This is a genomic window from Lentzea jiangxiensis (assembly GCF_900104175.1).
GTDB lineage: Bacteria > Actinomycetota > Actinomycetes > Mycobacteriales > Pseudonocardiaceae > Lentzea > Lentzea jiangxiensis.
The window spans coordinates 1-26,237 of record NZ_FNIX01000039.1; the positions used below are offsets into that span (position 1 = coordinate 1).

Below are 26,237 nucleotides of genomic sequence, written 5' to 3' on the forward strand. Positions count from 1 at the left end.
GCAGCAGCGACGTCCGGCCCGAACCGGAGGCGCCGAAGACGACGGTCAGCGGCCTCACCCGGACCGACTCGACGATCTGCTCGACGAGGAACTCACGTCCGAAGTAGTGCTTCGCGTCGTTCTCGGTGAACGGCTCGATGCCGGGGTACGGGGAGTTCGGGTGCAACGGCTGGGCGTGTTCGGCGGCCAGCTCACGCCAGCGCTTGGTCCACGGCGCGGGATCAGCCTCGCAGGCCCGTACGAAGGCGAGCGTCAGCGCGAGCGAGGGCAGCTTGCGGCCCCCGGCCGCGTCGGACAACGCGGTCGGCGAGTAGTTCGCCCGCCGAGCCAGCTCGCGGTAGCTCGGTTTGCCTGCCTGGTCGCGCAGTCGACGCAGGTCACCGGCGAACCGCAGCAGCGCGGTGTCCTCCGGACCCAGCGGTCGTTCCCCTCGTGGCATGCCGCCTCCTGGCCGGATTGTCCACCAGAGGTTCGCCCGCCGTCTAACGCCCCGCTAACCAATCACCACCCCGGCGCCTGCTTCGTGATCGTTCCACCAGCCGCGTGCTGCGGGTTCAGCCCGGGCACGGCGGGGCGAAGTCGAGACTCCCGAAGTACCGCTCCCGCTCCCGCCGGGTCATCCGGGGACGGCCTGCTCGCGGATCCGGACCGCCGGGTCGCGCGGCCGCGCACCTCCACCACCCACGGCTCAGGTCCCGCTCAGCAGACCGGCACGCGTTCGACGCCGGGGAAGTACTTCGCCCAGTCGTCGTCGGACAGTGCGGCCTCGCGCTCCCGGCACAGCCCACGGACGACCCTGTCGAAGTCGGTGTGCAGCGTCCACATCGACGGCGTCGAGTCGACCACGCCGAACGCCTGCTCCCGTTCCCGGTAGCGCAGCCCGTGGACGTTGCCGCGGAAGCCCCCGAACGACCCCGCCCTGACCCCGGCGACGTCCCACACCTCGACCGACGCCTCGGTCTGCACGGCGATCTTGCGGTCGTCGTCGCCGAACACGGCGGTGGCCCGCGACGAGCCCACCGGCACCCGCACCGGCTCGCCGTCCCCCGCGGTCCTCCAGACGACGAGCTCGCGGGCGAACCGCACGGCCAGCGCCCGTCCGCCCGCCGAGGTGACGACCTGCAGCGGCTCGTCGGACAGCGCGATCGACGTGCCCCGGCGGGGCGCCGGGCCGTCGAGCACCCAGATCTCGGCGTAGGCCGTGCCCGTGCCGTTGTCCTTGCGCAGCAAGGCGATCTCCCGGCCCGACGGGCTCATGACGGCGGAGAGGACGTGCTCGACCGGCACCGCCACCTCCGCCGGCCGGGCCGGGTCGCGCAGGTCCCAGACCACCGCCCGGTGCCGCGGGCGCTCGCCGGTCCGCACGACACCGGCGGCCGCGGTGCCGTCCCTGCTCACGGTCAGGTCCGCCGGTGCCTTCGCGATCGTGCCGAGCCGTTGCGGCTCCTCGGGCCGCGCGACGTCCCAGACCTGCGCGTCGCCGGTGGCCTCCAGCGTGAACGCGCGCCGGTCGTCACCGCTCAGCACCGTCCGGTTCACGCGTTCGCCGACGCGGGCGAGCCGGTCGCCGGGTGTCCGGCCGCGGAAGAGCACCGTGGCCGAGGTGACACCGGAGCCCAGGGTGCCGAGGAAGAACTCGCTGTTCGTCGACAGCGTCAGGAAGTCGCCCTCCGGCCACGACAGCATCTGCGGCGTCGAGGTGTACGAGCTCCACCGGGCGGCGTCCGCGTTCAGCACGGCGTCCCGCGTGGCCGTGGCGGGCGTGACGGCGTGGGCCGCGAGGGCGAGCCGGGCCGCTTTGTCCGGGTCGGTCGGGAGCAGCCGCATGACCTCGGTGGCGGCACGTCCGGCCAGTGCGTCGTTGCGCTGCCGCGTCGCCTCCCTGGCCTGGACCGCCGCGAACACCACGCTGCTCGCGAGCAGCACGACCAGCACCGACAGCACGCTGACCACCACTCGGGTGCGGCGTGCGCGGCGGCGTCCGTCGGCCTGGCTCGCGGTGAGGAAGGCGCGTTCGGGTCCGGTGAGCGACTCGGGGTCGAGCTCGGCCGCCTGGGCCAGCCGCGCGCCCTTGTAGAGCAGGTCGCGGTCGCCGTCCCACTGCGCCGCGGCCTCGGTGAGCTGGTGGTGCACGCGCAGCGCGTTGCGGTCCTCGTCGATCCACTCGCGCAGGCGCGGCCAGGACCGGATCAGCGCCTCGTGGGTGAGTTCGGCGTGCTGCTCGGTGAGCGTGACCAGCCGTGCCGTGGCCAGGCGTTCGAGGACCTCGGCGTCGAGGTCCTCGCGGTTCGCGCGGCGCTTCGTGTCCTCGATGCCCTCGCCGAGCGCGATCAGGCGCAGGAACGTGCGGCGGGCGATCTGCCGCTGCTCGGGGCTCAGCTGCTCGTGGACGGACTCGGCGGTGCGGGCGATGGCGTGCTCGACGCCGCCCGCCTCCTCGTAGCCGGCGAGCGAGAGCGTCATGCCGCGGCGGCGGTGCCAGGTCTCGACGAGGGCGTGCTGGACGAGCGGCAGCGCCGACGCCTGCCCCACGACGTCGGCCACCAGCCGGATGACCAGGGCGGACTCGACGGTCGCCCCGACGTGCCGGGCCGGTTCGGTGATCGCGCGGCGCAGCTCGTCCGTCGTCAGCGGACCGACGAGCACCTGCGCGTCCTCCAGAGCCTCGACGAGCTCGGGGTGGCGGCCGACGTGGCCGTAGAAGTCGGCCCGCACGCCGATGACCACGTGCGGGGCGCCGACGAGAGCCCGCACGAACCAGTCCCGCTGCTCGGGCCCGCAGAGGGTGAAGACCTCCTCGAACTGGTCCACGACGAGCACCAGTTCCTCGTCGAACTGCCGGATCAGCAGGCCCAGCGCCGCCGGGTCCGCGAGCTCGTGGCTCAGCACGACGGCGGACTGCCCGGTGAGGCGCGCGAGGCGGACGGCGCACTCGTCGAGGGGCTGGACGCCGGGCGTGAAGATCAGCGCCCGCGGAAGGCGCGGGATCAGACCGGCCCGCAACAACGACGACTTGCCCGACCCGCTCGCGCCGAACACCCCGACGAACGGCCGTGCGCGTGTGAGCTCGACCAGTTTCGCGGTGAGCTTCTCGCGGCCGTGGAACCGGTCGGCGTCCTCTTCCTGGAACGCCTTCAGTCCGACGTACGGCGCCTCGGCCGTCCGGCCGGGAGGCGCCGCGATGGCACGCCAGCGCCGTTCCCACTCCTCCGCGTCGCCCTCACACGCCGTGACGTACGCGAGCGTGACCGCGAGACTGGGCAGCTTCTTGCCGCCGGCGGCGTCCGACAGCGTGGCCGCGGAGTAATGCGCGCGTGAGGCGAGGGCCCGGTAGGACGGTCTGCCCGCCTTCTCCCGGAGCTTGCGCAGATCGGCGGCGAACGCGCCGAGCTCGGTGTCCTCGCAGTCCAGCGGGCGTTCGGTGCGTGGCATTCAGTCTTCCCCCCAAGACCGGTTGTCTACACCGTGTTGTTCAGTGCGCGGGTCCCGACCCCTTACAACAAGATCGCCGTAGCGTTCTCGTCGCACGGGGCGTGCACCGCAGTTCGCCCCTCCGGCTCTGGGGGCCGGAGGGGCGAACGGGTGTTCTTCGGCGTCGCGGTCAGAGACCGACGATCTTGTAGAGGCCGCCGACTTCCTGGCGGTTCAGCACGCGCATCGAACCGGGCCGCTGGTTGCCGAGCGACACCTCGCCGATCGCGACGCGGACCAGCGACTGCACCGGGTAGCCGACGTGCTCGAGCAGGCGGCGGACGATGTGCTTGCGGCCCTCGTGCAGCACGACCTCGACGAGCGCCTTGCCCGGCACCGCGCTGATGAGCTTGAAGGAGTCGACCTTGACCGGCCCGTCCTCCAGCTCGACGCCCGCCTTGAGCTTCTTGCCGAGCCCCTTCTCGACCGGGCCGGGGACCTCGGCGAGGTAGGTCTTCTTCACGTTGTAGCTCGGGTGCATCAGCCGGTGCGCGAGCTCACCGTCGTTCGTGAGCAGCAGCAGACCCTCGGTCTCGGCGTCGAGGCGCCCGACGTGGAACAGCCGCTCCGCGCGGTTGCGCACCAGGTCGCCCACGCACGGACGCCCCAGGTCGTCCTCCATCGTGGAGAGCATCCCGAACGGCTTGTTGAGCGCGATGGTGACGACGTCCTCGCGGATCTGCACCCGCACCCCGTCGACGTGCACGACAGCGGTCTGCGGGTCGATCCGCCGGCCCTGCTCGCGCACGACCACGCCGTCGACCTGCACCCGCCCCTGGTCGATCAGCTCCTCCGAAGCACGGCGCGAGGCGATCCCCGCCTGCGCCAGCACCTTCTGCAGGCGCACGCCCTCGTTCTCAGACATCGTCGATCGCATCCACTTCGGGCAGCAGCGGCGCGATTGGCGGCAGGTCGTGCAACGACGACAGCCCCAACCGCTCCAGGAACAGTTCGGTAGTGCGGTACAGGATCCCACCCGTGTCGCTGTCGGTGCCCGTCTCCTCGATGAGCCCCCGGGCGACCAGGGTCCGGATCACACCGTCCACGTTGACGCCGCGAACCGCCGCGATCCGCGCCCTCGTCACGGGCTGCCGGTAGGCGATCACCGCGAGCGTCTCCAGGGCCGCGCGGGTGAGTTTCGCGCGCTGACCGTCGAGCAGCAGCTTCTCCACGAACGGGGCGAACCGGTCCCGCGTGTAGAACCGCCAGCCGTCCCCCGCCCTGCGCAGGTCGATGCCGCTGCCGGACTCGGTGTACCGGCTCGACAGTCTACGGAGTGCCGCCTTGACCCGCTTCACCGGCTGCTCGAGGGCACTGCTGAGCTGGTCTTCGGCGATCGGGCTGTCGACGACGAGCAGCACGGACTCGATCGCGGCCTCGAACGTGGCGTCGTCGGTGAGGTCCGGCAGACCGCTGTCCTCGATGGCCTCTTCGGGGGCGGCGGCGAGGAGCTGGGCCTCGAGGGTGGCGGCGTCGGTGTCGGGCTCGTCGCCGGTCTGCGGTTCGGCAGTGGCGGCGGCTGCGGGCTCGGGGGCAGCGACGGGCTTCGCCTTGGCGCGAGCGCCGCTCTTGGCGGTGCGCGGCTTCGCGGCACCTGCCTTCACCCCGGCGGCGGACCCGGCTTCCGGCTCGGCGAGCACGACCGCGGCGGGAGCGGCGTCGTCGAGAGCGGCGTCCGACTCGGGCTCGGCACCGGAACCGTCCCCAGCGCCGGAGTTGTCCCCAGTACCGGAGTTGTCCCCAGTACCCGAGTTGTCCCCAGCCCCGGCGCCTGACCTGCCGTTTTCGTCGGTGCCACCCGGTAGACTAGATACCGGGGGCGGGACCGCCGCGCCGGATCCGGCCGAGGCGTCATCGGCCCCGGCGTCCAGCACGACAGCAGCGGGAGCGGCGTCGTCGAGAGCAGCATCAGCCTCCCCCTCGCCGGCGGCGGACCCAACGGCCTCCCCGGCACCGGGCTCAGCGGCACCAGGCACTGCCTCACCGGGCTCAGCGGCACCAGCCGCGTCCTCGCGGCGCCCCGGCCCGCCCCCGTCGAACGCCGGCCCCGGCTCCTCGATCTCCGCCGCGTCCGGCCCCACCAGTGGCTCGCTCATCCGCCGTAGTCCTCATCCTCGTCGCCGGCGTGCACCTGCGCCTGCGCTTGCTCCAACGACCCGCCGACCCACGTCACCCGCAGCGGCCCGAGCGGGTCCTCCTGCTCGAAGGCCAGCGACTTCTCCCGGTACAGCTCCAGCAGCGCGAGGAACCGCGCCACGACCTCCATGGTCTCGGTGCAGTCGGCGATGATCTCGGAGAACGACGCGGTGCCCTTCTCGATCAGCAACGCCCGCAGCACGTCGGCGGTCTCGCGGATCGACACGCGGTGCTGGTGGATGTGCGCGACCGAGAGCGTCCGCTTCTGCTTCGGGCGGAAGGCGGCGGCCGCGATCAGGGCGAACTTGTCGGGTGTGACGCCGAGCATCACCTCGGGCAGCAGGCCCTCGAAGCGCGGTTCGAGCGACACCGAGCGCGGGTAGCGCCGGTACGCGCCCTGTTCCAGCTCCGCGAACAGGGCCGCGACCTGCTTGTACGCGCGGTACTGCAGCAGCCGGGCGAACAGGAGGTCGCGCGCCTCCAGCAACGCGAGGTCGTCCTCGTCCTCGACGTCGCCGGTCGGCAGCAGGCGGGCGGCCTTCAGGTCGAGCAGCGTCGCGGCGATGACGAGGAACTCGGTGGTCTCGTCGAGGTCCCACGCGTCGCCCATGCCGCGGAGGTGCGCGATGAAGTCGTCGGTGACCTGGTGCAGCGCCACCTCGGTCACGTCCAGCGTGTGCTGCGAGATCAGCTGGAGCAGCAGGTCGAACGGACCTTCGAAGTTCGTGAGCCTGACCTTGAACTTGCCGTCGTCCTGAGCGGCGACCTCAGCGGGAACGTCCTCGGTCACTGCTCGCGCAACCTGCGTACCAGCAGCGACGCGTCACCGTGCGTTTCCAGGTCGTCCAGCACGATCGCGATCGCCTCGCGCACGACGCGGCCCCGGTCGACGCCCAGGCCGTAGGCCGCGCGCAACGCCAGCCGCGCCTGTTCGAGCGACAGCAGCTCTTCGTCGGACACGTAGACCGTGATCTTCGTGGTGTGCTTGGTGCGGCCGGAACCACGGCGTTGCTGCGGCGATTCCTCTGGCGTCGATTCCTCTGGCGTCGAGGCCTCGGGCGCGGCAGGGACGGACGTCAGCCGGAACAGCTCCGCGGCGCCCGGCAGTGAAGGGCGATGGGTCACCGGGCGATCACCTCGCGGGCCAGCGCGCGGTAGGCGTTGGCGCCGGACGAACGGGGTGCCCAGCGGGTGATCGGTTCGCCGGCCACGGTGGTCTCCGGGAAGCGCACCGTGCGGTTGATGACCGAGTCGAACACGATGTCGCCGAACGCCTCGACAACGCGGGCCATGACCTCGCGCGAGTGCAGCGTGCGCGGGTCGAACATCGTGGCGAGGATGCCGGTGATGGTGAGCCTCGGGTTCAAGCGTTCCTTGACCTTCTCGATGGTGTCGATGAGCAGCGCCACCCCGCGCAGCGAGAAGAACTCGCACTCGAGCGGGATCAGCACGCCGTCCGCGGCCGCGAGGGCGTTCACCGTGAGCAGGCCGAGCGAGGGCTGACAGTCCACCAGCACGTAGTCGTAGTGGTCGATCACCGGGCGGAGGGTGCGCACGAGCGTGTGCTCGCGGCCGACCTCCGACACGAGCTGGATCTCCGCGGCCGACAGGTCGATGTTGCTCGGCAGCAGGTCCATGTCGTCGACCATGGTCTTGCGGATGACGTCGCCGACGGCGGTGTCACGTTCCATGATCACGTTGTAGATAGTGGTGTCGAGCTGGTGCGGGTGCACACCGAGGCCGACCGACAGCGCGCCCTGCGGGTCGAAGTCGACCAGCAGCACGCGGCGGCCGTATTCGGCGAGTGACGCTCCCAGGTTGATGGTCGACGTCGTCTTGCCGACGCCGCCCTTCTGGTTGCACACCGCGAGGATCTTCGCCGGGCCGTGGTGCAGCAACGGCGGCGGGTCCGGGATGTGGCGACGCTGGCGGCCTGTCGGTCCGATACCGTCGAGCTGCTCCTGAGCGACGTCGTCCACCGGCGCGGCGTGCGGAGCCAGGTTCAGATCGGCACGGGGCGCGAAAGCGTGCTCCGGTGTCGACATGGCTGGCGGTCCCTCACTGCTCGTAGTCGTCTCTCCGGGCGCAGCCTAGGCCGCACCCGTGCGAGCGGCAACGCGCCTCGCCGGTGTTGTCAAGACTCAGTTAGGCCGGAACATCCGTTCGTGTGCGCCTGTCGGACGCGGTCAGCACCACGTCGAGCAAGCCCGGGAACAGAAGGTCCAGGTCATCGCGGCGCAGCGACACCCAGCGCTGGTTGCCGCGGCAGCGTGTTCGGGTGATGCCCGCCTCCCGCAGCACGCGCAGGTGCTGGGAGAGAGTCGACTTCGCGACGTCAACCTCGAAGGCCCCGCACAGGCGTTCCCCGCTCGACTGGATCTGGCGCACGACCGCGAGCCTGGTCGGGTCGCTCAGCGCGTGCAGCACAGCGGCTAGATCGATGGCCTGTGGGGACGGCTCGTCCAAGTTCGGCACCTGCCCACCGTACCCGTGGAAGCCTCATGTTCCAGTGGCCCGAGGGTGTGCAGTTGCGTAGACCTCCCTCAAAGTCGTAACGGTTACCAGTGTGTACACCTGAGTGGTCGTAACCGATGCGTGCCCGAGAAGTTCCTGCACCACCCGAACGTCCGCACCCCCTTCCAGCAGATGGGTGGCGAACGAATGCCGCAACGTGTGGGGTGACACCGCGGCGGTGATCCCGGCGTCCTCCGCGGCGGTCTTGAGGACCGTCCACGCGCTCTGCCGCGAGAGCCTTCCACCGCGCGCGTTCAAGAACAACGCAGGCGTGCCACGTCCTTTCGCCGCAAGGGCGGGACGTGCGCGAACCAGGTACGCGTCCACCGCGGCCAACGCCGGCCGCCCGACCGGAACCAGCCGCTGCTTGCCTCCCTTCCCGTCGAGCAGAACGGTCCGCTCGGACGCGTCGATGTCGTCCACGTCGAGCCCGACCACCTCGGAGATCCGGGCTCCCGTCGAGTACAGCAACTCCAGCAGGGCTTTGTCCCTGAGGTTTCCCACATTGTCGAGCAGCGTCAGAACCTGATCGACGGGCAATGCTTTCGGCAGCCTCTTCGGCGGCGAAGGCGGATGCACGGCGCGTGCGACGTCATGTGGCACAACGCCTTCACGGTGCGCGAAGCGGTGTAACCCGCGCACAGCGACTAACGTCCGTGCGGCGGACGACGCCGCAAGCCCGCTTTCCCGCAGCACGGCGAGGAACTCACTCACCTGCACTTCCGTCACCGCGCCCAAGTCGGTGACAGCAAGGGATTCCAGGTGTTCGGTGTAGCGGCGCAGATCGCGCGTGTACGAGTCGAGGGTGTTGCGGGCGGTGCCGCGTTCCACGGCGAGGTGGTCGAGGTAGGTCGCCACCAGCTCTGCGATCACGCCAGCCCTTCCAGCAGGATTTCCCCGTGGCGTGCGTTGACGCCCTTGGCCAGTGCCGGGTCGTCCGCCACCGCACGCTCAAAACCCTTGTCCGCCAACGCGATGACGTACGGCAGCGTCACGTTCGTGAGCGCGTACGTCGACGTGTTGGGCACGGCACCGGGCATGTTCGCGACGCAGTAGAACACGGAGTCGTGCACGCGGTACGTCGGCGCGTCGTGTGTCGTCGGTCGCGTGTCCTCGAAACAGCCGCCCTGGTCGACCGCGATGTCCACGAGCACGCTGCCGGGACGCATCCGCGACACCAGCTCGTTGCTGACGAGCTGCGGCGCCCTCGCACCGGGCACGAGCACCGCGCCGACCACCAGATCCGCCCAGCGGCAGGCCTTCTCGACCTCGTAGACGTTCGACGCGATCGTCTGCAGGTGCCCGCGGTAGGTGAAGTCGATCTGCCGCAACCGGTTGACGTTGGTGTCGAGCACGACCACCTCGGCCTGCATGCCGACCGCCATCGTCGCCGCGTTCATCCCGGCCACGCCCGCGCCGATCACCGCGACCTTGCCCGCGGCGACACCGGGAGCACCGCCGAGCAGCACACCGCGCCCGCCCTGCGCGCGTTCGAGGCAGTGCGCGCCGACCTGGGCCGCCATCCGCCCGGCGATCTCGCTCATCGGCGCCAGCAACGGCAACGACCCGTCGGGCAGCTGCACGGTCTCGTAGGCGATGGCCGTGATGCCGGACGCGGCGATCGCCGCGGTGCACGACGGCGAGGCCGCCAGGTGCAGGTAGGTGAACAGCACCTGCTCGCGGCGCAGGCGGTGGTACTCGGCCTCGATCGGCTCCTTCACCTTCAGCACCAGGTCCGCGGAGCCCCACACCTCGTCGGCGGACGACGCGATGCGCGCTCCCGCCGCCGTGTACTCGTGGTCGGGGAACGACGAGCCGGCACCGGCGTCCTGCTCGAGGACGACCTCGTGCCCGCGGCGCACCAGTTCGACCACGCCGGCGGGCGTGATGGCGACGCGGTACTCGTGGTTCTTGATCTCCTTTGGGACACCGACCAGCATCGTCGCAGCGTATTCCCGATATCGGTCCGCTGCATCGGATAACGTGCGCAGCCGTGTCAGAAGCATTCGGGCCAGACCAGCAGCGCATCGGCAACCAGCAGCGCGAAGAGGCGATCACCGCTCTCAACGACCACTTCGCGATGGCGCGGCTCGACATCACCGAGTACCAGGAGCGGGTCAACCGCGCGTCCGGCGCGCAGAGCTACGCGGAGCTCGCCGAGCTGTTCCGCGACTTGCCGCAGCCGCACCCGCCGTTCCTCGCGCCGCCGTCCGTGCCGTTCACGGCCGTGCCCACCCCGCCGCCGGGCTTCGCGCCGCAGCCCACGCCGCCGTACTACCCGCCGCCCACCGGCCCGCAACCGCAGTACGCGCTGCCGCAGCCCGGCATGGTCCCTCCCGGCTACGCCGCTCCCGGCGCGCCGTACGGCTTCGACCCGTACACGGGCGTACCGCTGTCGGACAAGTCGAAGATCGTCGCGGGCCTGCTGCAGCTGTTCCTGGGCAACCTCGGCGTGGGCCGCTTCTACACGGGCCACACCGGTATCGCGCTCGCCCAGCTGTTCACCTGCGGCGGCTGCGGCATCTGGTCGCTGGTGGACGCGATCATCATCCTGGTCAACGGCGGCACCGACGCCGAGGGCCGCAAGCTCCGCGACTCCTAGGCGAGGTTGCGCCCCACGCCCCACACGAGCGCCACGGCGAGAACGGCGAACCCGAGCGCAGGCCGCACCGGTCGCCGTTCTCCCTTCCAGCGGGCGATCGTCCAGCGCGTGAGCAGCCAGGCCACCGTCGGCACGCCCAGCACGAGCAGCACGGCGTTGAAGTGCCACGCGGCCACGACGTCGCCGTGCAGCAGCGCGTGGAGCATCCGCGTGACCCCGCAGCCGGGGCAGTCGAGCCCGGTGAGCGCCTTGAACGGGCACTTCGGCAGGAAGTTGCCCGGCTGGTTGGGGTCGACGAACAGCAGCAGCACAGCGCCTGCGGCACCGGCTGCGAGCACGCTGAGGGGCCCCCTCATCCGTGTGAGAGAACCCTTCAGCGTCTGCATGACTCCAACCTACTTCTCGCGCGCGGCGAACCGGGTCGGCCGGTCGCGGAAGGGCGCGTCGGCGGGCCGGGGCTCCGCCCTGCCCTCCAGCACCTCACGGGCCGCGAGCAGCCCCGCGACGGTCGACGAGTTCACGATCTCGCCGGAGAGCACCATCCGCACGGCCTCGGCGATCGGGAAGCGGTGGACCTCCAGGTCCGCCTCCTCCTCGCCCTGCACCTCGCGGTCGACCTCGGACAGGTCGCGCGCCAGGAACACGCGCACGACCTCGTCGGTGAAGCCGGGCGACGCGGCCGTGTCGACGAGGGTGTCCCAGCGCCGCGCGTCGAGACCGACCTCCTCGGCCAGCTCGCGGCGGGCGCCGACGACCGGCTCCTCGCCGTCGTGGTCGAGCAGGCCGGCCGGCAGCTCCCAGAGGTGCCGGCCGAGCGCGTGCCGGTACTGGTGGATGAGCACGACCTCGCCCTCGTCGCCGACGGCCACGACCGCCACCGCGCCCATGTGCTCGACGATCTCGCGCTTGGCCGTGCCGCCGCCGGGCATCTCGACCTCGTCGACCCTCAGCGCCACGACCTTGCCGACGTGCAAGTCCTCGCTGGAGACCGTGCGGAAGTCGTGCCTGGACGTCACTGGGACGCTCCCGCCGCCAGCGGGAGGCGGTCCGCGACCCGGTAGTCGATCGCGGCCTTCACGAACGCCGCGAACAGCGGGTGCGGCTTCGTGGGACGCGACTTGAGCTCCGGGTGCGCCTGCGTGGCCGCGTAGAACGGGTGCACGTCGGCGGGCAGCTCGACGAACTCGACCAGGCGGCCGTCCGGCGACGTGCCGGAGAAGGCCAGGCCGGCGTCGGCGAGCTTGCCGCGGTAGGCGTTGTTGACCTCGTAGCGGTGGCGGTGCCGCTCGGAGACCTCGGTGGCGCCGTAGGCGTTCGCGACGACCGATCCCGGCGTGAGCTTCGCGACGTACGCGCCCAGGCGCATCGTGCCGCCCATGTCGCGCTGACCGGAGACGACGTCCTCCTGGTCGGCCATCGTGGAGATGACGGGCGAGCCGCCCTCCTCGAACTCGCTGGAGTTCGCGTCCTCGATGCCCGCGAGGTTGCGCGCCGCCTCGATGACCATGCACTGCAGGCCGAGGCACAGGCCGAGCGTCGGCACACCGCGCGTGCGGGTGTACTTCAGCGCGCCGATCTTGCCCTCGATGCCGCGCACGCCGAACCCGCCGGGGATCAGCACCGCGTCCATGCCGGACAACGCCCGCGCGGCGCCCTCGGCCGTCTGGCACTCGTCCGACGGCACCCACTTGATCTCGACCTTGGCGTGGTGCGCGAACCCGCCGGCCCGCAGCGCCTCGGTGACCGAGAGGTACGCGTCGGGCAGGTCGACGTACTTGCCGACGAGCGCGATCTTCACCGTCTCGACGGGGTTGTGCACGCGCTGCAGCAGGTCGCCCCACACCGTCCAGTCGACGTCGCGGAACGGCAGGTCGAGGCGGCGCACCACGTAGGCGTCGAGCCCCTCGGCGTGCAGCACCTTCGGGATGTCGTAGATCGACGGCGCGTCCACGGCGGCGACGACGGCGTCGGTGTCGACGTCGCACATCAGGCCGATCTTGCGCTTGAGCGCGTCCGGGATCTCCCGGTCCGCCCGGCAGACGATCGCGTCGGGCTGGATGCCGATGTTGCGCAGCGCCGCGACGGAGTGCTGCGTCGGCTTGGTCTTCAGCTCCCCGGACGGCGCCAGGTACGGCACGAGGCTCACGTGCAGGAAGAAGACGTTGTCGCGGCCGACGTCGTGGCGGACCTGGCGGCAGGCCTCCAGGAACGGCAGCGACTCGATGTCGCCGACGGTGCCGCCGACCTCGGTGATGACGACGTCCGGCGTGACGCCGTCGGCGTCCGGCTCGGCCATCGCGCGGATGCGGCGCTTGATCTCGTCGGTGATGTGCGGGATCACCTGGACCGTGTCACCCAGGTACTCGCCGCGCCGCTCCTTGGCGATCACCTCGGAGTACACCTGGCCGGTGGTGACGTTCGCGTCACCGCTCAGATCCCGCGCGAGGAACCGCTCGTAGTGGCCGATGTCGAGGTCCGTCTCCGCACCGTCGTCGGTCACGAAGACCTCGCCGTGCTGGAACGGGTTCATCGTGCCAGGGTCCACGTTCAGGTACGGGTCGAGCTTCTGCATCGTCACCCGCAGGCCGCGCGAGGTGAGCAACTGGCCGAGGCTGGAGGCGGTGAGCCCCTTGCCCAAGGAGGACGCGACGCCTCCCGTGACGAAGACGTGCTTGGTCGTACGTGCCTGCTGCACCAACGGGGCTCCCGTGAAAATCGTGGGGGTGAATCCCCCTATCCACGGGCCATAACGCTAACACGCCGCCGGTCACCCAGCGCACCACGACCCGGCAGATCACATCACCCGATCGGCGCAGCAAGGGGTTTTCCCGAACTTCCCCCGGCACGGGCCGACATCAGGAAAAGTTGTCACGTGACCTTCGACGTGGCGGTGGCAGCCGCTGGAGCCGTTCACGACCGCTCGGCGGCCTGGCGTTTCGTCGAGGGATTCGCGGCCGCGTGGGCGGAGCCGATCGAACCGCAGGACGGCTGGAGCCGAGCCGACCTCGCCGCCACCGAGGAACGGCTCGGCGTCGAGCTCCCGGAGGCGGTCAAGGAGGCGCTGTCGCTGTTCGGCAAGCGCCCCGACCTGACCAGCAACCAGGACCGCCTGCTCCTGCCCTCGGAACTGCGCGTGGACGACGACGTGCTGGTGTTCCGCGACGAGAACCAGTGGGTCGCGGCTTGGGCCACGGCACTGGGCGGGGACGACCCCGAGGTGATGATCAAGCTCGACCTCGTCGACAAGACCGGGGAGCGCTGGGACCCGTGGCTGCCGCGGTTCTCGCTGGCGTGCGTGGAGATGGTGTTGTCCGAAGCGCTGTTCCGCGACGGGGCCGAGACGGCGGACAGGGAGACGTCCGAGGCGGACGGCTCCCTGCTCGAGGACAACTTCGCGCTCCTGCCGCTGCACAGTCCCGGCACCCGCTGGTTCGTCGGCGACGACCTGGTCGTCCGCGAGGACGACCACCAGTGGCTGTGGGCCCGCGCCCGCACGCCGGACGCGTTGGAACTGCTGGTGAAGGTGCTGCCGGGCGACTGGACGACCGAGTACTAGCCCGCCGCTCCCGGCGACGACGCCTCCGCGTTGCCCGCCACCCCGTACCGGCCGGAGCGGCCCTCCAGCTGCTCGCCCAGCGCCATCACCACGACGACCTGGCCCGCCGGGGTGTCGGAGTTGTCGACGGTGGACAGGATCGACGTCGCGTTCGTGTCCGCGCGGACCACACCGATCGCACCGGTGCCGTTGGCCGAACCGTTCGCTCCCGCCAGCACGACGCCCGCGGCGGACCGGTCGAGCTGGGTGGCGAACCGCGCGACCGTCGAGGCCCGGTCGGCCGCCGAGTCACCGATCGCCGCGCCGCCGGTCAGCACGATCGCGAGCTGCGCGGGCGTCACCCCGGACGTCGCCTTGACGAACCCGGCGTTGGAAAGCCCGGACAGCGCGGCCGCCGTCTCGTCGGCCGTGGCCTGCGGCTGGTTGCTGGTGGGGTTGAGCAGCAGCAGGGCGCCGAACAGGCCGCCCGCGCGGGTGCCGGGGTCGCCGGCCGTGGGCAGCTGCGACCCGGCGGGCTGCACCCGTGCCACGAGGTCGCGCAGCTGGTCGCCGCGGGACGGGTCGGCGAACGCGTCGGTCAGCTGGACCTCGCCGGTGACCGTGGCGCTCGCGGCCTTCAGCAGGCCGTTGAGCGCGTCCCGGTCGGCCGGGCGCGCGTCCGCGGTCGTGACGATCACGACCGTGCGGTCGGTGAGCCGGTCCTTGACCGCGAGCGGCCCGACGGCCTCCGCGAACTCGTCGGCCTCGGTCAGCTCGGCGTTCAACGCGTTGCGCTCGTTCTGCAGGTCGTTCACCTGTTGCGCCAACGAGTTCTTCTCGTCGCTCAACCCGGACAGCAACCGCCCGCTGATCGCGGTCGACCCCAGCACGACTCCGACCGCGAGGGCCAGGAAGACCGCGGTGATCGAAACTACGTGGTAGCGCAACGTGATCACGAGAAGAACCCCTTGAGCCAGTTGACGACGGATTGCCAGCCGTCGACCACGATGTCGACGTAGACGTGACCGACACCGGAGACCGCGAGCGCGGCCACCATGGCCGCGATCGCGGCGGCCACCAGCAGGACGATCACGCCCAGCGAAACCCGGCTGCGGTGCAGGGTCGCGACGGCCTCCCCGTCGACGAGCTTGCTGCCGAGCTTCAACCGGGTCAGGAACGTGGAGGGGTTGGAACCGGAGTGCCCGCGGTCGAGGAACTCGCGCAGCGTCGCGCGGAGCCCGACCGTGACCACCAGCGACGCCCCGTGGGCTTCGGCGAGCAGCAGCGCCAGGTCCTCGGCGTTGCCCGAGGCGGGGAACGTCACCGCGCCGATGCCGAGGTCCTGGATGCGCTGCAGGCCGGGCGCGTGGCCGTCGGTCTGCGCGGGCACGACCACCTCGGCGGCCGCGCGCAACGACGCGGTGCCGATGCCGTCGGGGTCGCCGACGATGATGTCCGGTTTGAGCCCGGCGTCGATCAGCGTGTCCGCGCCCGTTTCGACGCCGATCAGCACCGGCCGGTACTCGCGGATGTAGTGGCGGAGCTTGCGCAGCTCCTCGGCGTGCGACGGCCCACCCGCGACGACGAGCACCTGCCGGTCGCGCATCGACACGTACACCTCGGGCACGCCGACGCCGTCGAGCACCAGCGCGCGTTCACGGCGCAGGAACTCGATGGTGTTGGCGGAGAACGCTTCCAGCTGCGCCGACATGCCGGCCTTCGCCTCGATCATGGCATCGGCGATGCTCTCGGCGTTCTGCTCGACACCCTTCGCGAGCTCGCGTTCGCCGGCGTAGACGACCCCCTCGTGCAGCCGGACCCTGGCGCCTTCCTTGATCTCCCGCAACGCGACCGCGCCGACGCCGTCGATCAGCGGGATGCCCGCCTCCAGCAGCAGCTCCGGCCCGAGATTGGGAAAACGCCCGGAAATGGACGGCGACGCGTTCACGACACCGACCACCTCGGCCGCGACGAGCGCTTCCGCGGTGCGCCGGTCGAGGTCGACGAGGTCCATGACCGCGACGTCACCGGCACTCACGCGCCGAACCAGGTCGCTCGCGCGCCGATCAACCCGCGCGACACCCGTGACACCGGGAAGTTCGTGGTTGGTGCGGTTCAGCAGCCCGGAAAGCTTCATGCGCCGATAGTGACCCACGGTGCGCATGTGACCGGTGAGGCACGCCGGGCGATTCCTGCTGGTCAGTCGTCGGGGTGAACCACCACGGCACCGAACGCCAGCACCACGGCGCCGATGAGCACCCAGATCCCGTTGCCGAACCCGGCTTCCAGCCCTGGGTCGATGGCGATGTTGCCCGCCTCGTGGAAGCTGATCACGTTCAACAGGTGGACGAACAGCATCCCGGCCACACCCGCGAGCGCCGCGGCACCGGCGAAGGCGACCTTCCGCCACCGAACACCCACCAGCACCGCCGCGGCCGCCACCACGATCGGGATGCCGAACAACGGACCGTGCTCGTCCTTGGTGCCACCGAACCGCGTGCTCCAGCCGGTCGTGACGTACGCGGTCTGCGGCTGCCCGGGAGCAAGGCTGATCAACAGCTCGGAGAACGGCAGGAGCGTCGCCCCGGCCGCGGCCCCCGCGGCCAGCACGAGCAACACGACGCTCAGGACCTTCTTCACCCCGCCTCCCGCTGCACCGCGACGGCACCCGCGAGCGCCACCAGCGTTCCGGCCACCAGGAACACCAGCCCGAACCCGACCGCGAAGTCCCCTTGCTGCTCGACCGCGTGCCCGCGTTCCGACACGACCAGCGCCGCCGTGACACCGACGGCCCCGGCCTGTCCGGCCGCCCCGGCCACCGCGGCGCGAGCGACCCAGATCCCGGCGACGAGCAACGCCGCCGTGACCGCCACCGGCACCCCGTACCAGGGCGACAGCTCCCCTGCGGGCCAGTCACCGGGCTTGTTGACGATCTCCGTCCCCCAAGCCCGAACGACCACCTCGACCCCACCGCCGTAAGCCGTCGAGTACCACGGCAGCACCATCGCCGTGGCCGTCAGCACCACCCCGACCGCGATCAGCGCGATCGCCGTAGGCCTCCCGATCACCGTGCCTCCCGCCCGTCGCCGGGTACGGCGATGCCGAACGGCGGCGTGTCGTCCTCTCCGCCCAACGACCGCACGACCACCCCGTCCTCATCCACCGACGCAGACCCCACCCGCTGTTGAGCGAGCACGGCCCCGACCAGCGTGATGATCGCTCCCAGGACCAACATCCACGTACCGCCGAGGTAGTGCACTTCGGCCGCGGGCTCCCCGGACGGCCCGAAGGAGTACAGGCTGCGCTGCCGCTCGACCAGCGCGAGGTAGAGGAACACCACCCCGGCCAACGCCCCGGCAGCACCGAGGACGAGCACCCGCCCGACGAACGCGGTCCTCTCCCGCAACGTCAGCACCACGGCACAGGCCACCACCACCGCACAAACGACCAACGGCCACCCCGCCGCGAACAACGCGGGGTTCTCAGGCGGCCCGCTCGGAGGCTCCGACCTGGTCACCCAGGCCGAGGTGGTGATCACCAACTCCACTTCGAAACCTTTGTGGACGGTCCGGAAGGTGTCCAGGAGACTCCCGGCCACCACGGTCCCGGCCCCCAGCACGGAGAGCACACCGGCCACCCTCCGCCGCTCACCCACCCTTCGGCTCCACGATCACCGGATACCCGTAGGGCGGCGTCTCGGCGTCGTCCCCGTCGTCGTCGACCTGGTGGATCACCACCCCGTCACCGCCCTCCACGTCGTCATCGCCACCAACCCGCCGAGGCAACTCCTGGTGCAACACGGCGGAGATGACCCCCACCCCGGCGGCCACGATCAGCATCGTGACCCCGTCCCTCTGCTCCACGGCAATGGGCACGGGCGACCTCATGCCCTCGAGCTCCTCGACCAGCCCCTGCACCCGCACCACGGCAGACCAGGCGGCCCCCACCAGCAACCCGGCCCCGAGCAACGACCCCACCCGGAGAGCAGGGACCCGAAATGCCAGCACCGCAGCCAACACCATGACCACGGCCGCCCCGACAACAGGCTCCCCGAACTCCAACGGCGCCAACATCAGCACCTCTCGGAAGTCGTCCCGCTCAACGACCCACGAGGTGGCCTCGAACCGCAGCGTCCGCCCGTTCACCACCACCCGCACCGAATAGGCGGTCGAGAACGTAGCCGCCACAGCCAACCCGGCCGCGACGAACACCAGCACCGCCCCGAGCACCCGGCGCGTGGTCACAGATCCGGTCCACCTTCCACCGCACACCGCGTGCGCCCGCTGACCGGAGCTCGGTCCCCTCCATCATGCCGAACCACAGCCCGAACAGCGCGAGGCCGAAGGCGAGCCGCTCCGCTTTTGGCTTTGCTCTTGGCTTTCCAGGCGGCCCCACCGGCCACCACCCACCAACGGACGTAACCGCCCAATGCAACAGGCGTGCCAGCAACCCACAAAAAAAGGGGGGGACGCATGCTGACGCAGACGTCCCCCCACTCCCAGGACCCCCCAATCCCAACCTGCTCAGGGGGTCCGACAAACCTCAGCCCTTCTTCTTCCTCCGCCGAACCACAGGAGCAGAAGACTTGTCCGACTTGGCCGCGGCCAGCAACTCCTCGGCGTGAGCCCGCCCGGTGTCGGTGGAGTCCATCCCGGCCAGCATTCGAGCCAGCTCCACCACCCGCTGGGTCTCGTCCAACTTCCGGACAGCCGACCGCGTGAACGTCCCGTCGGCGGATTTGTCCACCACGAGATGCCGATCGGCGAAGGCCGCGACCTGGGGCAGGTGCGTCACCACGATCACCTGGTGCGACCGGGCAAGCCGAGCCAGCCGCCGCCCGACCTCGACAGCAGCCCGTCCACCGACTCCGGCGTCCACCTCGTCGAACACCAGCGTGGGCACCGGATCGGAGTGGGACAGCACCACCTCGAGCGCCAGCATCACCCGGGAGAGCTCACCACCGGAAGCCCCCTTGTGCACCGGAAGAGCAGGCGCCCCGGGGTGGGAGATCAGCCGGAGCTCGACGTCGTCCACCCCCGACGCGCCGGCGTGCAGCACCGAGCGCCCGACGGTGAGAGCCTGCGCGTCCCCGGTCTCGGCGTGCCGGGGCCGGACGGCGAGCTCCACCGAGGCGTGCGGCATCGCGAGCCCGTCGAGCTCTTCGGTGACGGCCTTCCCGAGTTCCAGCGCGGCCTCGACCCGAGCCGCCGTCACCTGAGCGGCGAGCGTCGCCAGCTCCGCGGCCAGCTCGTCGCGGCGGGCCGCCAAGCCGGTGAGCGCTTCCTCGGACGTGTCCAGTCCGCCCAGCCGGGCACGCGCCTGCTCGGCCCAGGCGATCACGCCGTCGACGTCGGCGGCGTACTTGCGGGTCAGCGCCTTCAGTTCGGCCTGGCGCTGCAGCACGGCCTCGAGGCGGCCGGGGTCGGCCTCCAGCTGGTCGAGGTAGCCGGAGATCTCGGCGCCGACGTCGGCCAGCAGCGTGGCCGCCTCGACGAGACGCGGTTCCATCTCGCGCAGCTTCGGGTCCTCGGACGAGGACAGGCGGCGGGCGGCCTCGGAGATCAGGCCGAGCGCGCCGGGGTTGTCCGGGTCGCCCTCCAGGGAGCCGGACACCGCGAACTGCGCGCCCTGGGCCGTCTCGCGCAGCTGGTCGGCGTCGGCCAGGCGGCGGGCCTCGTCGTGCAGCTCGGCGTCCTCGCCCAGCTGCGGGGCGACCGCGTCGATCTCGGTCAGGCCGTGGCGCAGCAGGTCGGCCTCGCGGGCCAGTTCGCGGGAACGTTCGGTGCGTTCCTTCAGCTCCGCGGAGACGCGCAGCCACTCCTCGCGGACGGCCTGGTACGCGCGCAGGGGCCCGCCCACGTCGTCGCCGGCGAAGCGGTCCAGCACGGCGCGCTGCTCGGTGGGGCGCATGAGCCGCAGCTGGTCGTTCTGGCCGTGGACGGCGATCAGCTGCTCGGCCAGCTCGGACAGCACGCCGACCGGCACGGAACGGCCGCCGACGTGCGCGCGGGAGCGGCCGTCGGCGCCGACGGTGCGGATCGCGATCAGCGAGCCGTCCTCGTCCGCCTCGCCGCCGACCTCCTCCGCCACCTTCGCGGCGGGACTGCCGGCCGGGGCCTGGAAGCGGCCCTCGACCACCGCCCGGTCCGCTCCGGTGCGCACGCGGGACGCCTCCGCCCGGCCACCGCCGAGCAGGTGCAACCCGGTCACGACCATGGTCTTGCCCGCGCCCGTCTCACCCGTGACAACGGTGAACCCGGGGTCCAGCTCCAGGGTGGCCTCGTCGATCACGCCAAGGCCATTGATGCGCATCTCGGCCAGCACAGGGCGAACCTTACTTGTCGAGTCCGACATTTCCTCGCGGGCACCATAACGAGCCGGTGCCGACGCACCGAGCGGCGCGGTCAGCCTGCCGATGGTCCCCGCCACCCCTTCACCGGCAGGTCGAACTTCTCGACCAGCCGGTCCGTGAACGGGGCATGGCGCAGCCGGACGACCTTGAGCGGCACCTCGCCCTCCACGATCTCGATCCGCGCGCCCGCGGGCAACTCGAACGTGCGCCGCCCGTCCGCGGACAGCGCCGCCGGATGCCCGGTCGCCTCGATCTCAAACGCCACGTGCGACTTGGGCGACACGACCAGCGGCCGCGCGAACAGCGCGTGCGCGTTGCTCGGCACCACCAGGATCGCCTGCACGTCCGGCCACACGACCGGACCGCCGGCCGAGAACGCGTAGGCCGTGGAACCCGTCGGCGTCGCGCACAGCACGCCGTCGCAGCCGAACGCCGACACGGGCCGTCCGTCGACCTCGATGACGACCTCGAGGATGCGTTCGCGGATCAGCTTCTCGACGCTGATCTCGTTGAGCGCCCACGTCTTCACGACGACCTCGCCGTCGACCTTGGCGATCAGGTCGAGCGTCATGCGCTCTTCCACGAAGTAGTCGCGTTCCAGCACGTGACCGACGGCCTCGTGCAACGCGTCCGAGTCGGCTTCCGCGAGGAACCCGACGCGGCCGAGGTTCACGCCGAGGACCGGCACGCGCGCCGGGCGGGCGAGCTCGGCGCCGCGCAGCAGCGTGCCGTCACCGCCCAGCACCAGCACGAGCTCGGTGCCCTCGGCGGCGTGGTCGTCGGCGGGCACGACCTTGGTGCAGCACGACGGGCCGAGGTCACGCGCCTCGTCGTCGAGCACCCTCGTCGTGACGCCTCCGACCGCGAGGCGGCCGGCCACCTGACGGGCGAGATCGATGTTGCTCTGGTGACCGGTGTGGACGACCAGCAGGACTTCCCTCATTGGGGCCCTTCTTCGACGGCGGTGCGCACCATCTCCGCGGCAGTCTCCGCCCCGTCCGGGGCGGGTCCTGCTTTGCGCAGCCAGAGGAAGTACTCGACGTTGCCGGACGGGCCGGGCAGCGGGCTCGCGACGACCCCGTGCACGGCCAGGCCGAGCTCGGCCGCCGCCCTGGTCACGTCGAGCACGGCTTCCGCGCGCAGCCCGGGGTCGCGCACGACGCCTCCGGAGCCGAGGCGTTCCTTGCCCACCTCGAACTGCGGCTTGACCATCGGCAGCAGATCGCCTTCCTCGTCGAGGCACGCGGCCAGTGCGGGGAGCACAAGCCTCAACGAGATAAACGAAAGATCGGCCACCACGAGTTCAACCGTGCCACCGATGTCCTCGGGTGTGAGGGTGCGGACGTTGGTCTTGTCCTTCACCACGACCCGGTCGTCGGTCTGCAGCTTCCAGTCGAGCAGACCCCTGCCGACGTCGGCCGCGACGACCTGCCTCGCACCTCCGCGCAGCAGCACGTCGGTGAAACCGCCAGTGGACGCGCCGGCGTCGAGACAGCGCTTGCCGGTGGGGTCGATCTTGAAGCCTTCGAGCGCGCCGATCAGCTTGTGCGCGCCCCGGGAGGCCCAGTTGGGATCGTTGTCGAGGTCCTTGACGACGACCGCGTCGGAGGTCTCCACGGCGGTCGCGGGCTTGGTCGCGACGGTGCCGCGCACCGTGACGCGGCCGTCCGCGACGAGTTGGCTGGCGTGCTCACGGGACCGGGCGAGCCCCCTGCGCACGAGTTCGGCGTCGAGCCGCACCCTGCGAGGCACTGTGCATCACACCTTGTCGATGCTCGACAGTGCGTCGGTGAGCGTGGCGTGCACGGCGTCGAACCGGGCAACGTGCTCCTCGAGGGCGACGTTCTCGAGCCCGTCGAGCCGCTCCAGCGCGCCTTCGATGGCGTCGGCCGGGTTGGGCGGCGGTCCGGGCAGGGGGTAGCTCACGGTCTTACGGTAGCCGATGTAGTACCGACAGGTCCGCGCCGACATACGTCGGCCGTCGCTCTTCCGGAAGCGCTTGCGCCTCCTCCTCCGTCGACACACCCGTGAGCACGAGCAGCGAGTCCATCCCGGCGTTGACGGCGCCCAGGACGTCCGTGTCGAGGCGGTCTCCGACGACCAGCGGGCGATGCGCGCCGAGGTCCTTCGCCGCCTGCTGCAGCAGCGGGGTGGCGGGTTTGCCGGCGACGAGGGGTTCCTGGCCGGTGGCGGTCTTCAGCGCCGCGACGAGGCTGCCGTTGCCGGGCAGGAGGCCGCGTTCGGTGGGCAGGGTGGCGTCGACGTTGCACGCCACCCACAGCGCACCGGCGCGGATGGCCACGGCGGCCTCGGCCAGCTGGCGCCAGCCGAGGTCCATGGACAGGCCCTGCAGGACCGCCACCGCGCCTTCGGCGGTGTCGGTCGGGATGAGTCCGCGCTTGAACACCTCGGCCTCGAGGGCCTCGGTGCCGAGCACGAGGACGGTGGACCGCTTGGGCAGGCGATCGGCGAGCATCGCCGCGCCTGCCTGCGAGGAGGTGCTCACCTCGTCGACGCTCGTCTCGAACCCGAGCTCGACGAGGTGGTCGGCCACCGCCTGCGGAGAGCGTGACGCGTTGTTGGTGACGTACCGGATCCCGACGCCCTTGCTCCTGGCCGCCGCAATCGCTTCGGCGGCACCGGGCACGGCTTCCGACCCGCGGTAGACGGTGCCGTCGAGATCGATCAGCAAAGCGTCGTACCGGTCGACCAACGTCTCGCTCACTGCTCCGCGGTCTCCTCCTGGGTGAGCTCGAACGCGCGCTCGGCGGCGTCGGTCTCCCCTTCGTCGTCAGCCTCGGCGGCGTTGAGGAACCACTTGACCGCTTCCTCGGTGCGACCGGCCGCGGCCAGGTTGTCGGCGTAAGCGTAGAAGAGCCGCGCCGAGTAGGGCGTGCGCTGTCCCGGATCGAGGTCCGGACCCTGCAGCGCGACGACGGCCGCGTCGAGCTGACCCATGTCGCGACGAGCGCCGGCCGCGACGATCCGCAGCTCGATCTCGTCCTCCTGGCTCAGGTCCTTGGCCGACGGGTCCTTGGCGAGGTCGATGGCCCGCTCGGGACGCCCGAGCGCCCGCTCGCAGTCGGCCATGATCGCCAGGTGGCCCGGCCCGGCCATCATCCGGCGCGCGGCGCGCAGCTCGCTGAGCGCCTCGGCCCACTCGTCCGCGAAGTAGGCGGTGAGACCCGCCGCTTCCCGCACGACACCGACGCGAGCGGCCTTGCTCCGCGCGTAGCGGGCGTGCTCGAGCGCCAGCTCCGGCTCCTCGTCGATCAGCAGCCCGGCCGCGGCCAGGTGCTTGCCGACGAGTTCCGCGAGGCCCTTGGGCAGGCTGCGCAGCTCGGCCTTGATCTCCGGGTCGAGCAGCGACAGGTCGGCTTCCCGGGGCAGCTCGGGCCGTCCGCCACGGGGTGCGGGCGCCTCGTCGCGCTGCTCGTCGCCGGCCTCGGCGTCCGCCGCACGGATCCCGTCCGAAGCCTCATCGGCCTCGTCAGCCTCGTCGGCTTTGTCACTCCCGGCCGCGGGCGCGTCGCCGGCCTCGCGGTCCTCGGTGACGGCCTCGTCCTCGACGGCCTCGTCCGCGTCGCTGTCGGCAGCGACCGCGGCCTCGGCCACAGCCTCGCGACCGGCCGCGGTGCGCGTGGCCGCGGCACCGTCGCCCAGGCGGTAACCGGAACGCTCGGCGTCCGGCTTCACCTCGGCAGCGGTACCCTCGGCGCCGGTGCTGTCCTGACCGCTGCTGGCCTGACCGGTGGTGTCCTGGTCGGTGATGCGGTCCTGGAAACGCGCCGCGCGCTCACGGCTGCGCTCGTCACGGCGGTCGTCGCGCTGCGGAGCCGAGCGTTCGTCGTTGCGGGAGCCGCCCCGGTCGCCGGAGTCGTTCTTGCGGTAGCCACCGCGGTCGCTCGAACGGTCCCCGCGGTATCCACCACGGTCACCGGAATCGTCCTTGCGGTACCCGCCGCGGTCGCTCGAACCCTGACCCCGGTAGCCACCACGGTCACCCGAGTCGCTCTTGCGGTACCCGCCGCGGTCACTGGAACCCTGACCCCGGTAGCCACCACGGTCACCCGAGTCGTCCTTGCGGTAGCCGGGACGGTCGCCCGAACCCTGGCCGCGGTAGCCACCGCGGTCGCCCGAGTCGCTCTTCCGGAATCCACCACGGTCACCACCGCGGTCGCTGGACCGGTCGCCGCGGTACCCACCGCGATCACCGGAGTCGTCCTTGCGGAACCCGCTGCGCTCACCCGAGCGCTCGCCGCGGTAGCCGCCACGATCGCCTGAGTCGCTCTTGCGGTAACCGCTGCGGTCACTGGAACCTTGGCCCCGGTAGCCACCACGGTCGCCCGAGTCGTCGCGACGGAAGCCGCCGCGGTCGCTCGAACGGTCCCCGCGGTATCCACCGCGGTCGCCGGAGTCGTCCTTCCGGTAGCCACCACGGTCGCCGGAGTCGCTCTTGCGGTATCCGCCGCGGTCGCTCGAGTCGTCGCGACGGAACCCACCGCGGTCGCTCGAACGGTCGCCCCGGTATCCGCCGCGGTCGCCGGACTCGTCACGGCGGAAGCCGCCGCGGTCGCCCGAGTCGCTCTTGCGGTAACCACCGCGGTCGCCACCGGAACGGAAGCCGCCGCGGTCGCCCGAGTCGTCCTTCCGGTAGCTGCCGCGGTCGCCCGACTCGCTCTTGCGGTAACCACCGCGGTCGTTCGAGTCGTCCTTGCGGTAGCCACCGCGCTCGCCGGAACCCTGGCCCCGGTAGCCACCACGATCGCCTGAATCGTCCTTGCGGAAGCCGGGACGATCGCTGCGGATACCGCTGCGCTCACCGGACCCCTGCCCGCGGTAGCCACCGCGGTCTCCACCGGAGCGCTCGCCCCGGGAGCCGCCGCGGTCACTGGAGCTGCCGCGGTCGCTCGAACGGTCGCCGCGGTACCCGCCGCGGTCGCCGGAGTCGTCCCTGCGGTAGCCGCCGCGGTCACCGGAACTCTGACCGCGATAGCCACCGCGGTCGCCTGAGCCGGCGCGGTTGTCTCGACGGTCACCGCTGCTGGTGCGGTCGCCGGAGCCTTCACCACGCTGGGAGTTGTTGCTGAACTTCCGATCGCCTGCTGGACGGCCACCCTCGGAACGGCGCGGTCGGTCTCCCTGGCCACGCTGACGGTCGCCGGGACGATCCCCGAACCTGGACACCTGATTCCTCCTATGGACACGCTGAAAGGGGCTTGTGAGCGAGCACTGTTGTTGTGCCCCGCAATCACAAGCCCCTTCAGGGAAGAAGTTCGGCGGCGACCTACTCTCCCACACCGTAACCAGTGCAGTACCATCGGCGCAGAAGGGCTTAACTACCGGGTTCGGAATGGGACCGGGTGTTTCCCCAACGCTATAACCACCGAAACACTATGGAAATGTTCAACCTGAACCCCGAACCAGCACACTCTCGTCTGCCGGTGGGTTCGATCGGTTCTGGTTGTTCTTCCAGAACCGCACAGTGGATGCGTAGCGTCTTCGTAACAAGTCCTCGGCCTATTAGTACCAGTCAGCTCCAACCGTTACCGGTCTTCCACCTCTGGCCTATCAACCCAGTGGTCTAGCTGGGGGCCTTAACCCACAAAGGGTGGGATACCTCATCT

At 71.1% G+C, this 26,237-nt stretch carries 27 protein-coding genes and 2 rRNA genes; 2 read left to right on the top strand and 27 right to left on the bottom strand.

The features are described 5' to 3' along the window. The 10 genes from BLQ91_RS38950 to ald form a co-directional block, all read right to left on the bottom strand. On the bottom strand, positions 1-439 hold a 439-nt coding region (locus tag BLQ91_RS38950), incomplete at its 3' end, for a helix-turn-helix domain-containing protein (protein WP_143023084.1). A gap of 260 nt (positions 440-699) precedes the next feature. Continuing rightward, positions 700-3,432, bottom strand: a complete 2,733-nt coding sequence (locus BLQ91_RS38955; protein ID WP_090101239.1) for a helix-turn-helix domain-containing protein — start codon at positions 3,430-3,432, stop codon at positions 700-702. A gap of 169 nt (positions 3,433-3,601) precedes the next feature. Beyond that, positions 3,602-4,336: a pseudouridine synthase gene (locus BLQ91_RS38960; RefSeq protein ID WP_090101237.1), complete on the bottom strand. Its 735-nt coding sequence runs from the start codon at positions 4,334-4,336 to the stop codon at positions 3,602-3,604. Continuing rightward, positions 4,329-5,111, bottom strand: a complete 783-nt coding sequence (gene scpB / locus BLQ91_RS38965; RefSeq protein ID WP_425412555.1) for an SMC-Scp complex subunit ScpB — start codon at positions 5,109-5,111, stop codon at positions 4,329-4,331. Before scpB ends, BLQ91_RS38960 begins: the two co-directional genes overlap by 8 nt. A gap of 452 nt (positions 5,112-5,563) precedes the next feature. Continuing rightward, the gene (locus tag BLQ91_RS38970; RefSeq protein WP_090101235.1) at positions 5,564-6,397 is read right to left on the bottom strand and encodes a segregation and condensation protein A; all 834 of its coding nucleotides are present in this window, start codon (positions 6,395-6,397) and stop codon (positions 5,564-5,566) included. Then, complete coding sequence (locus tag BLQ91_RS38975; protein WP_090101233.1) at positions 6,394-6,732, bottom strand: hypothetical protein; 339 nt, start codon at positions 6,730-6,732, stop codon at positions 6,394-6,396. Before BLQ91_RS38975 ends, BLQ91_RS38970 begins: the two co-directional genes overlap by 4 nt. Beyond that, the gene (locus BLQ91_RS38980; protein WP_090101231.1) at positions 6,729-7,652 is read right to left on the bottom strand and encodes a ParA family protein; all 924 of its coding nucleotides are present in this window, start codon (positions 7,650-7,652) and stop codon (positions 6,729-6,731) included. Before BLQ91_RS38980 ends, BLQ91_RS38975 begins: the two co-directional genes overlap by 4 nt. 100 nt (positions 7,653-7,752) lie before the next feature. Continuing rightward, positions 7,753-8,082: an ArsR/SmtB family transcription factor gene (locus BLQ91_RS38985; protein WP_090101229.1), complete on the bottom strand. Its 330-nt coding sequence runs from the start codon at positions 8,080-8,082 to the stop codon at positions 7,753-7,755. Positions 8,083-8,106: 24 nt separating this feature from the next. Beyond that, positions 8,107-8,982, bottom strand: coding sequence for a site-specific tyrosine recombinase XerD (gene xerD / locus BLQ91_RS38990; RefSeq protein ID WP_425412554.1), 876 nt, complete (start codon positions 8,980-8,982; stop codon positions 8,107-8,109). A gap of 8 nt (positions 8,983-8,990) precedes the next feature. Then, the gene (ald, locus tag BLQ91_RS38995; protein ID WP_090101227.1) at positions 8,991-10,061 is read right to left on the bottom strand and encodes an alanine dehydrogenase; all 1,071 of its coding nucleotides are present in this window, start codon (positions 10,059-10,061) and stop codon (positions 8,991-8,993) included. A 53-nt stretch (positions 10,062-10,114) separates the two neighbouring features. Here ald and BLQ91_RS39000 point away from each other — a divergent pair, with 53 nt between their 5' ends. Further along, positions 10,115-10,723 (top strand): NINE protein, encoded by a 609-nt coding sequence (locus tag BLQ91_RS39000; protein ID WP_090101225.1) that lies wholly within the window; start codon positions 10,115-10,117, stop codon positions 10,721-10,723. Here the strand turns inward: BLQ91_RS39000 and BLQ91_RS39005 are convergent. The 3 genes from BLQ91_RS39005 to BLQ91_RS39015 are packed head-to-tail and all read right to left on the bottom strand — an operon-like array spanning position 10,720 to position 13,418. Next, positions 10,720-11,079, bottom strand: coding sequence for a DUF2752 domain-containing protein (locus BLQ91_RS39005; protein WP_236220910.1), 360 nt, complete (start codon positions 11,077-11,079; stop codon positions 10,720-10,722). The genes BLQ91_RS39000 and BLQ91_RS39005 overlap by 4 nt on opposite strands. Positions 11,080-11,118: 39 nt before the next feature. Next, positions 11,119-11,739 carry an NUDIX domain-containing protein gene (locus BLQ91_RS39010; protein WP_245733836.1) on the bottom strand — a complete coding sequence of 207 codons (621 nt, stop codon included), beginning with the start codon at positions 11,737-11,739 and terminating at the stop codon, positions 11,119-11,121. Continuing rightward, on the bottom strand, positions 11,736-13,418 hold the full coding sequence (locus BLQ91_RS39015; protein ID WP_425412548.1) for a CTP synthase: 1,683 nt from the start codon (positions 13,416-13,418) through the stop codon (positions 11,736-11,738). Before BLQ91_RS39015 ends, BLQ91_RS39010 begins: the two co-directional genes overlap by 4 nt. Positions 13,419-13,595: 177 nt before the next feature. On the opposite strand from BLQ91_RS39015, the gene BLQ91_RS39020 reads away from it, so the two are divergent. After that, a complete protein-coding gene (locus BLQ91_RS39020) occupies positions 13,596-14,279 on the top strand; it encodes a hypothetical protein (protein ID WP_090101219.1) in 684 nt (227 codons plus the stop codon). Here BLQ91_RS39020 and BLQ91_RS39025 read toward each other — a convergent pair. From BLQ91_RS39025 to BLQ91_RS39090, 14 genes are all read right to left on the bottom strand, one after another. After that, a complete protein-coding gene (locus BLQ91_RS39025; RefSeq protein ID WP_090101217.1) occupies positions 14,276-15,214 on the bottom strand; it encodes a copper transporter in 939 nt (312 codons plus the stop codon). The genes BLQ91_RS39020 and BLQ91_RS39025 overlap by 4 nt on opposite strands. Then, positions 15,211-16,395, bottom strand: a complete 1,185-nt coding sequence (gene steA, locus BLQ91_RS39030) for a putative cytokinetic ring protein SteA (RefSeq protein ID WP_090101580.1) — start codon at positions 16,393-16,395, stop codon at positions 15,211-15,213. Before steA ends, BLQ91_RS39025 begins: the two co-directional genes overlap by 4 nt. Positions 16,396-16,457: 62 nt before the next feature. Next, positions 16,458-16,898: a hypothetical protein gene (locus BLQ91_RS39035; RefSeq protein ID WP_090101215.1), complete on the bottom strand. Its 441-nt coding sequence runs from the start codon at positions 16,896-16,898 to the stop codon at positions 16,458-16,460. Beyond that, positions 16,895-17,326, bottom strand: coding sequence for a hypothetical protein (locus BLQ91_RS39040; protein ID WP_090101213.1), 432 nt, complete (start codon positions 17,324-17,326; stop codon positions 16,895-16,897). Before BLQ91_RS39040 ends, BLQ91_RS39035 begins: the two co-directional genes overlap by 4 nt. Further along, complete coding sequence (locus BLQ91_RS39045; protein WP_090101211.1) at positions 17,323-17,913, bottom strand: hypothetical protein; 591 nt, start codon at positions 17,911-17,913, stop codon at positions 17,323-17,325. The genes BLQ91_RS39040 and BLQ91_RS39045 overlap by 4 nt, the downstream gene beginning before the upstream one ends. Then, entirely contained in the window at positions 17,906-18,502 is a 597-nt protein-coding gene (locus tag BLQ91_RS39050; protein ID WP_143022836.1) for a hypothetical protein, read from the bottom strand. The genes BLQ91_RS39045 and BLQ91_RS39050 overlap by 8 nt, the downstream gene beginning before the upstream one ends. A gap of 298 nt (positions 18,503-18,800) precedes the next feature. After that, on the bottom strand, positions 18,801-20,582 hold the full coding sequence (gene recN, locus BLQ91_RS39055) for a DNA repair protein RecN (RefSeq protein ID WP_090101207.1): 1,782 nt from the start codon (positions 20,580-20,582) through the stop codon (positions 18,801-18,803). A gap of 80 nt (positions 20,583-20,662) precedes the next feature. Further along, entirely contained in the window at positions 20,663-21,553 is an 891-nt protein-coding gene (locus BLQ91_RS39060; protein ID WP_090101205.1) for an NAD kinase, read from the bottom strand. After that, the gene (locus BLQ91_RS39065; RefSeq protein WP_090101203.1) at positions 21,550-22,362 is read right to left on the bottom strand and encodes a TlyA family RNA methyltransferase; all 813 of its coding nucleotides are present in this window, start codon (positions 22,360-22,362) and stop codon (positions 21,550-21,552) included. Before BLQ91_RS39065 ends, BLQ91_RS39060 begins: the two co-directional genes overlap by 4 nt. A gap of 6 nt (positions 22,363-22,368) precedes the next feature. Beyond that, on the bottom strand, positions 22,369-22,536 hold the full coding sequence (locus tag BLQ91_RS39070) for a hypothetical protein (RefSeq protein ID WP_374237013.1): 168 nt from the start codon (positions 22,534-22,536) through the stop codon (positions 22,369-22,371). Between the two features lie 4 nt (positions 22,537-22,540). Continuing rightward, the gene (locus BLQ91_RS39075) at positions 22,541-23,335 is read right to left on the bottom strand and encodes an HAD-IIA family hydrolase (protein WP_090101199.1); all 795 of its coding nucleotides are present in this window, start codon (positions 23,333-23,335) and stop codon (positions 22,541-22,543) included. Further along, positions 23,332-25,797, bottom strand: a complete 2,466-nt coding sequence (locus BLQ91_RS43240) for a hypothetical protein (protein ID WP_143023085.1) — start codon at positions 25,795-25,797, stop codon at positions 23,332-23,334. Before BLQ91_RS43240 ends, BLQ91_RS39075 begins: the two co-directional genes overlap by 4 nt. Before the next feature lie 87 nt (positions 25,798-25,884). Further along, a 5S ribosomal RNA gene (gene rrf / locus BLQ91_RS39085) occupies positions 25,885-26,001 on the bottom strand. 112 nt (positions 26,002-26,113) lie between these two features. Continuing rightward, positions 26,114-26,237: ribosomal RNA gene (locus BLQ91_RS39090) — 23S ribosomal RNA — on the bottom strand; the annotation flags it as partial.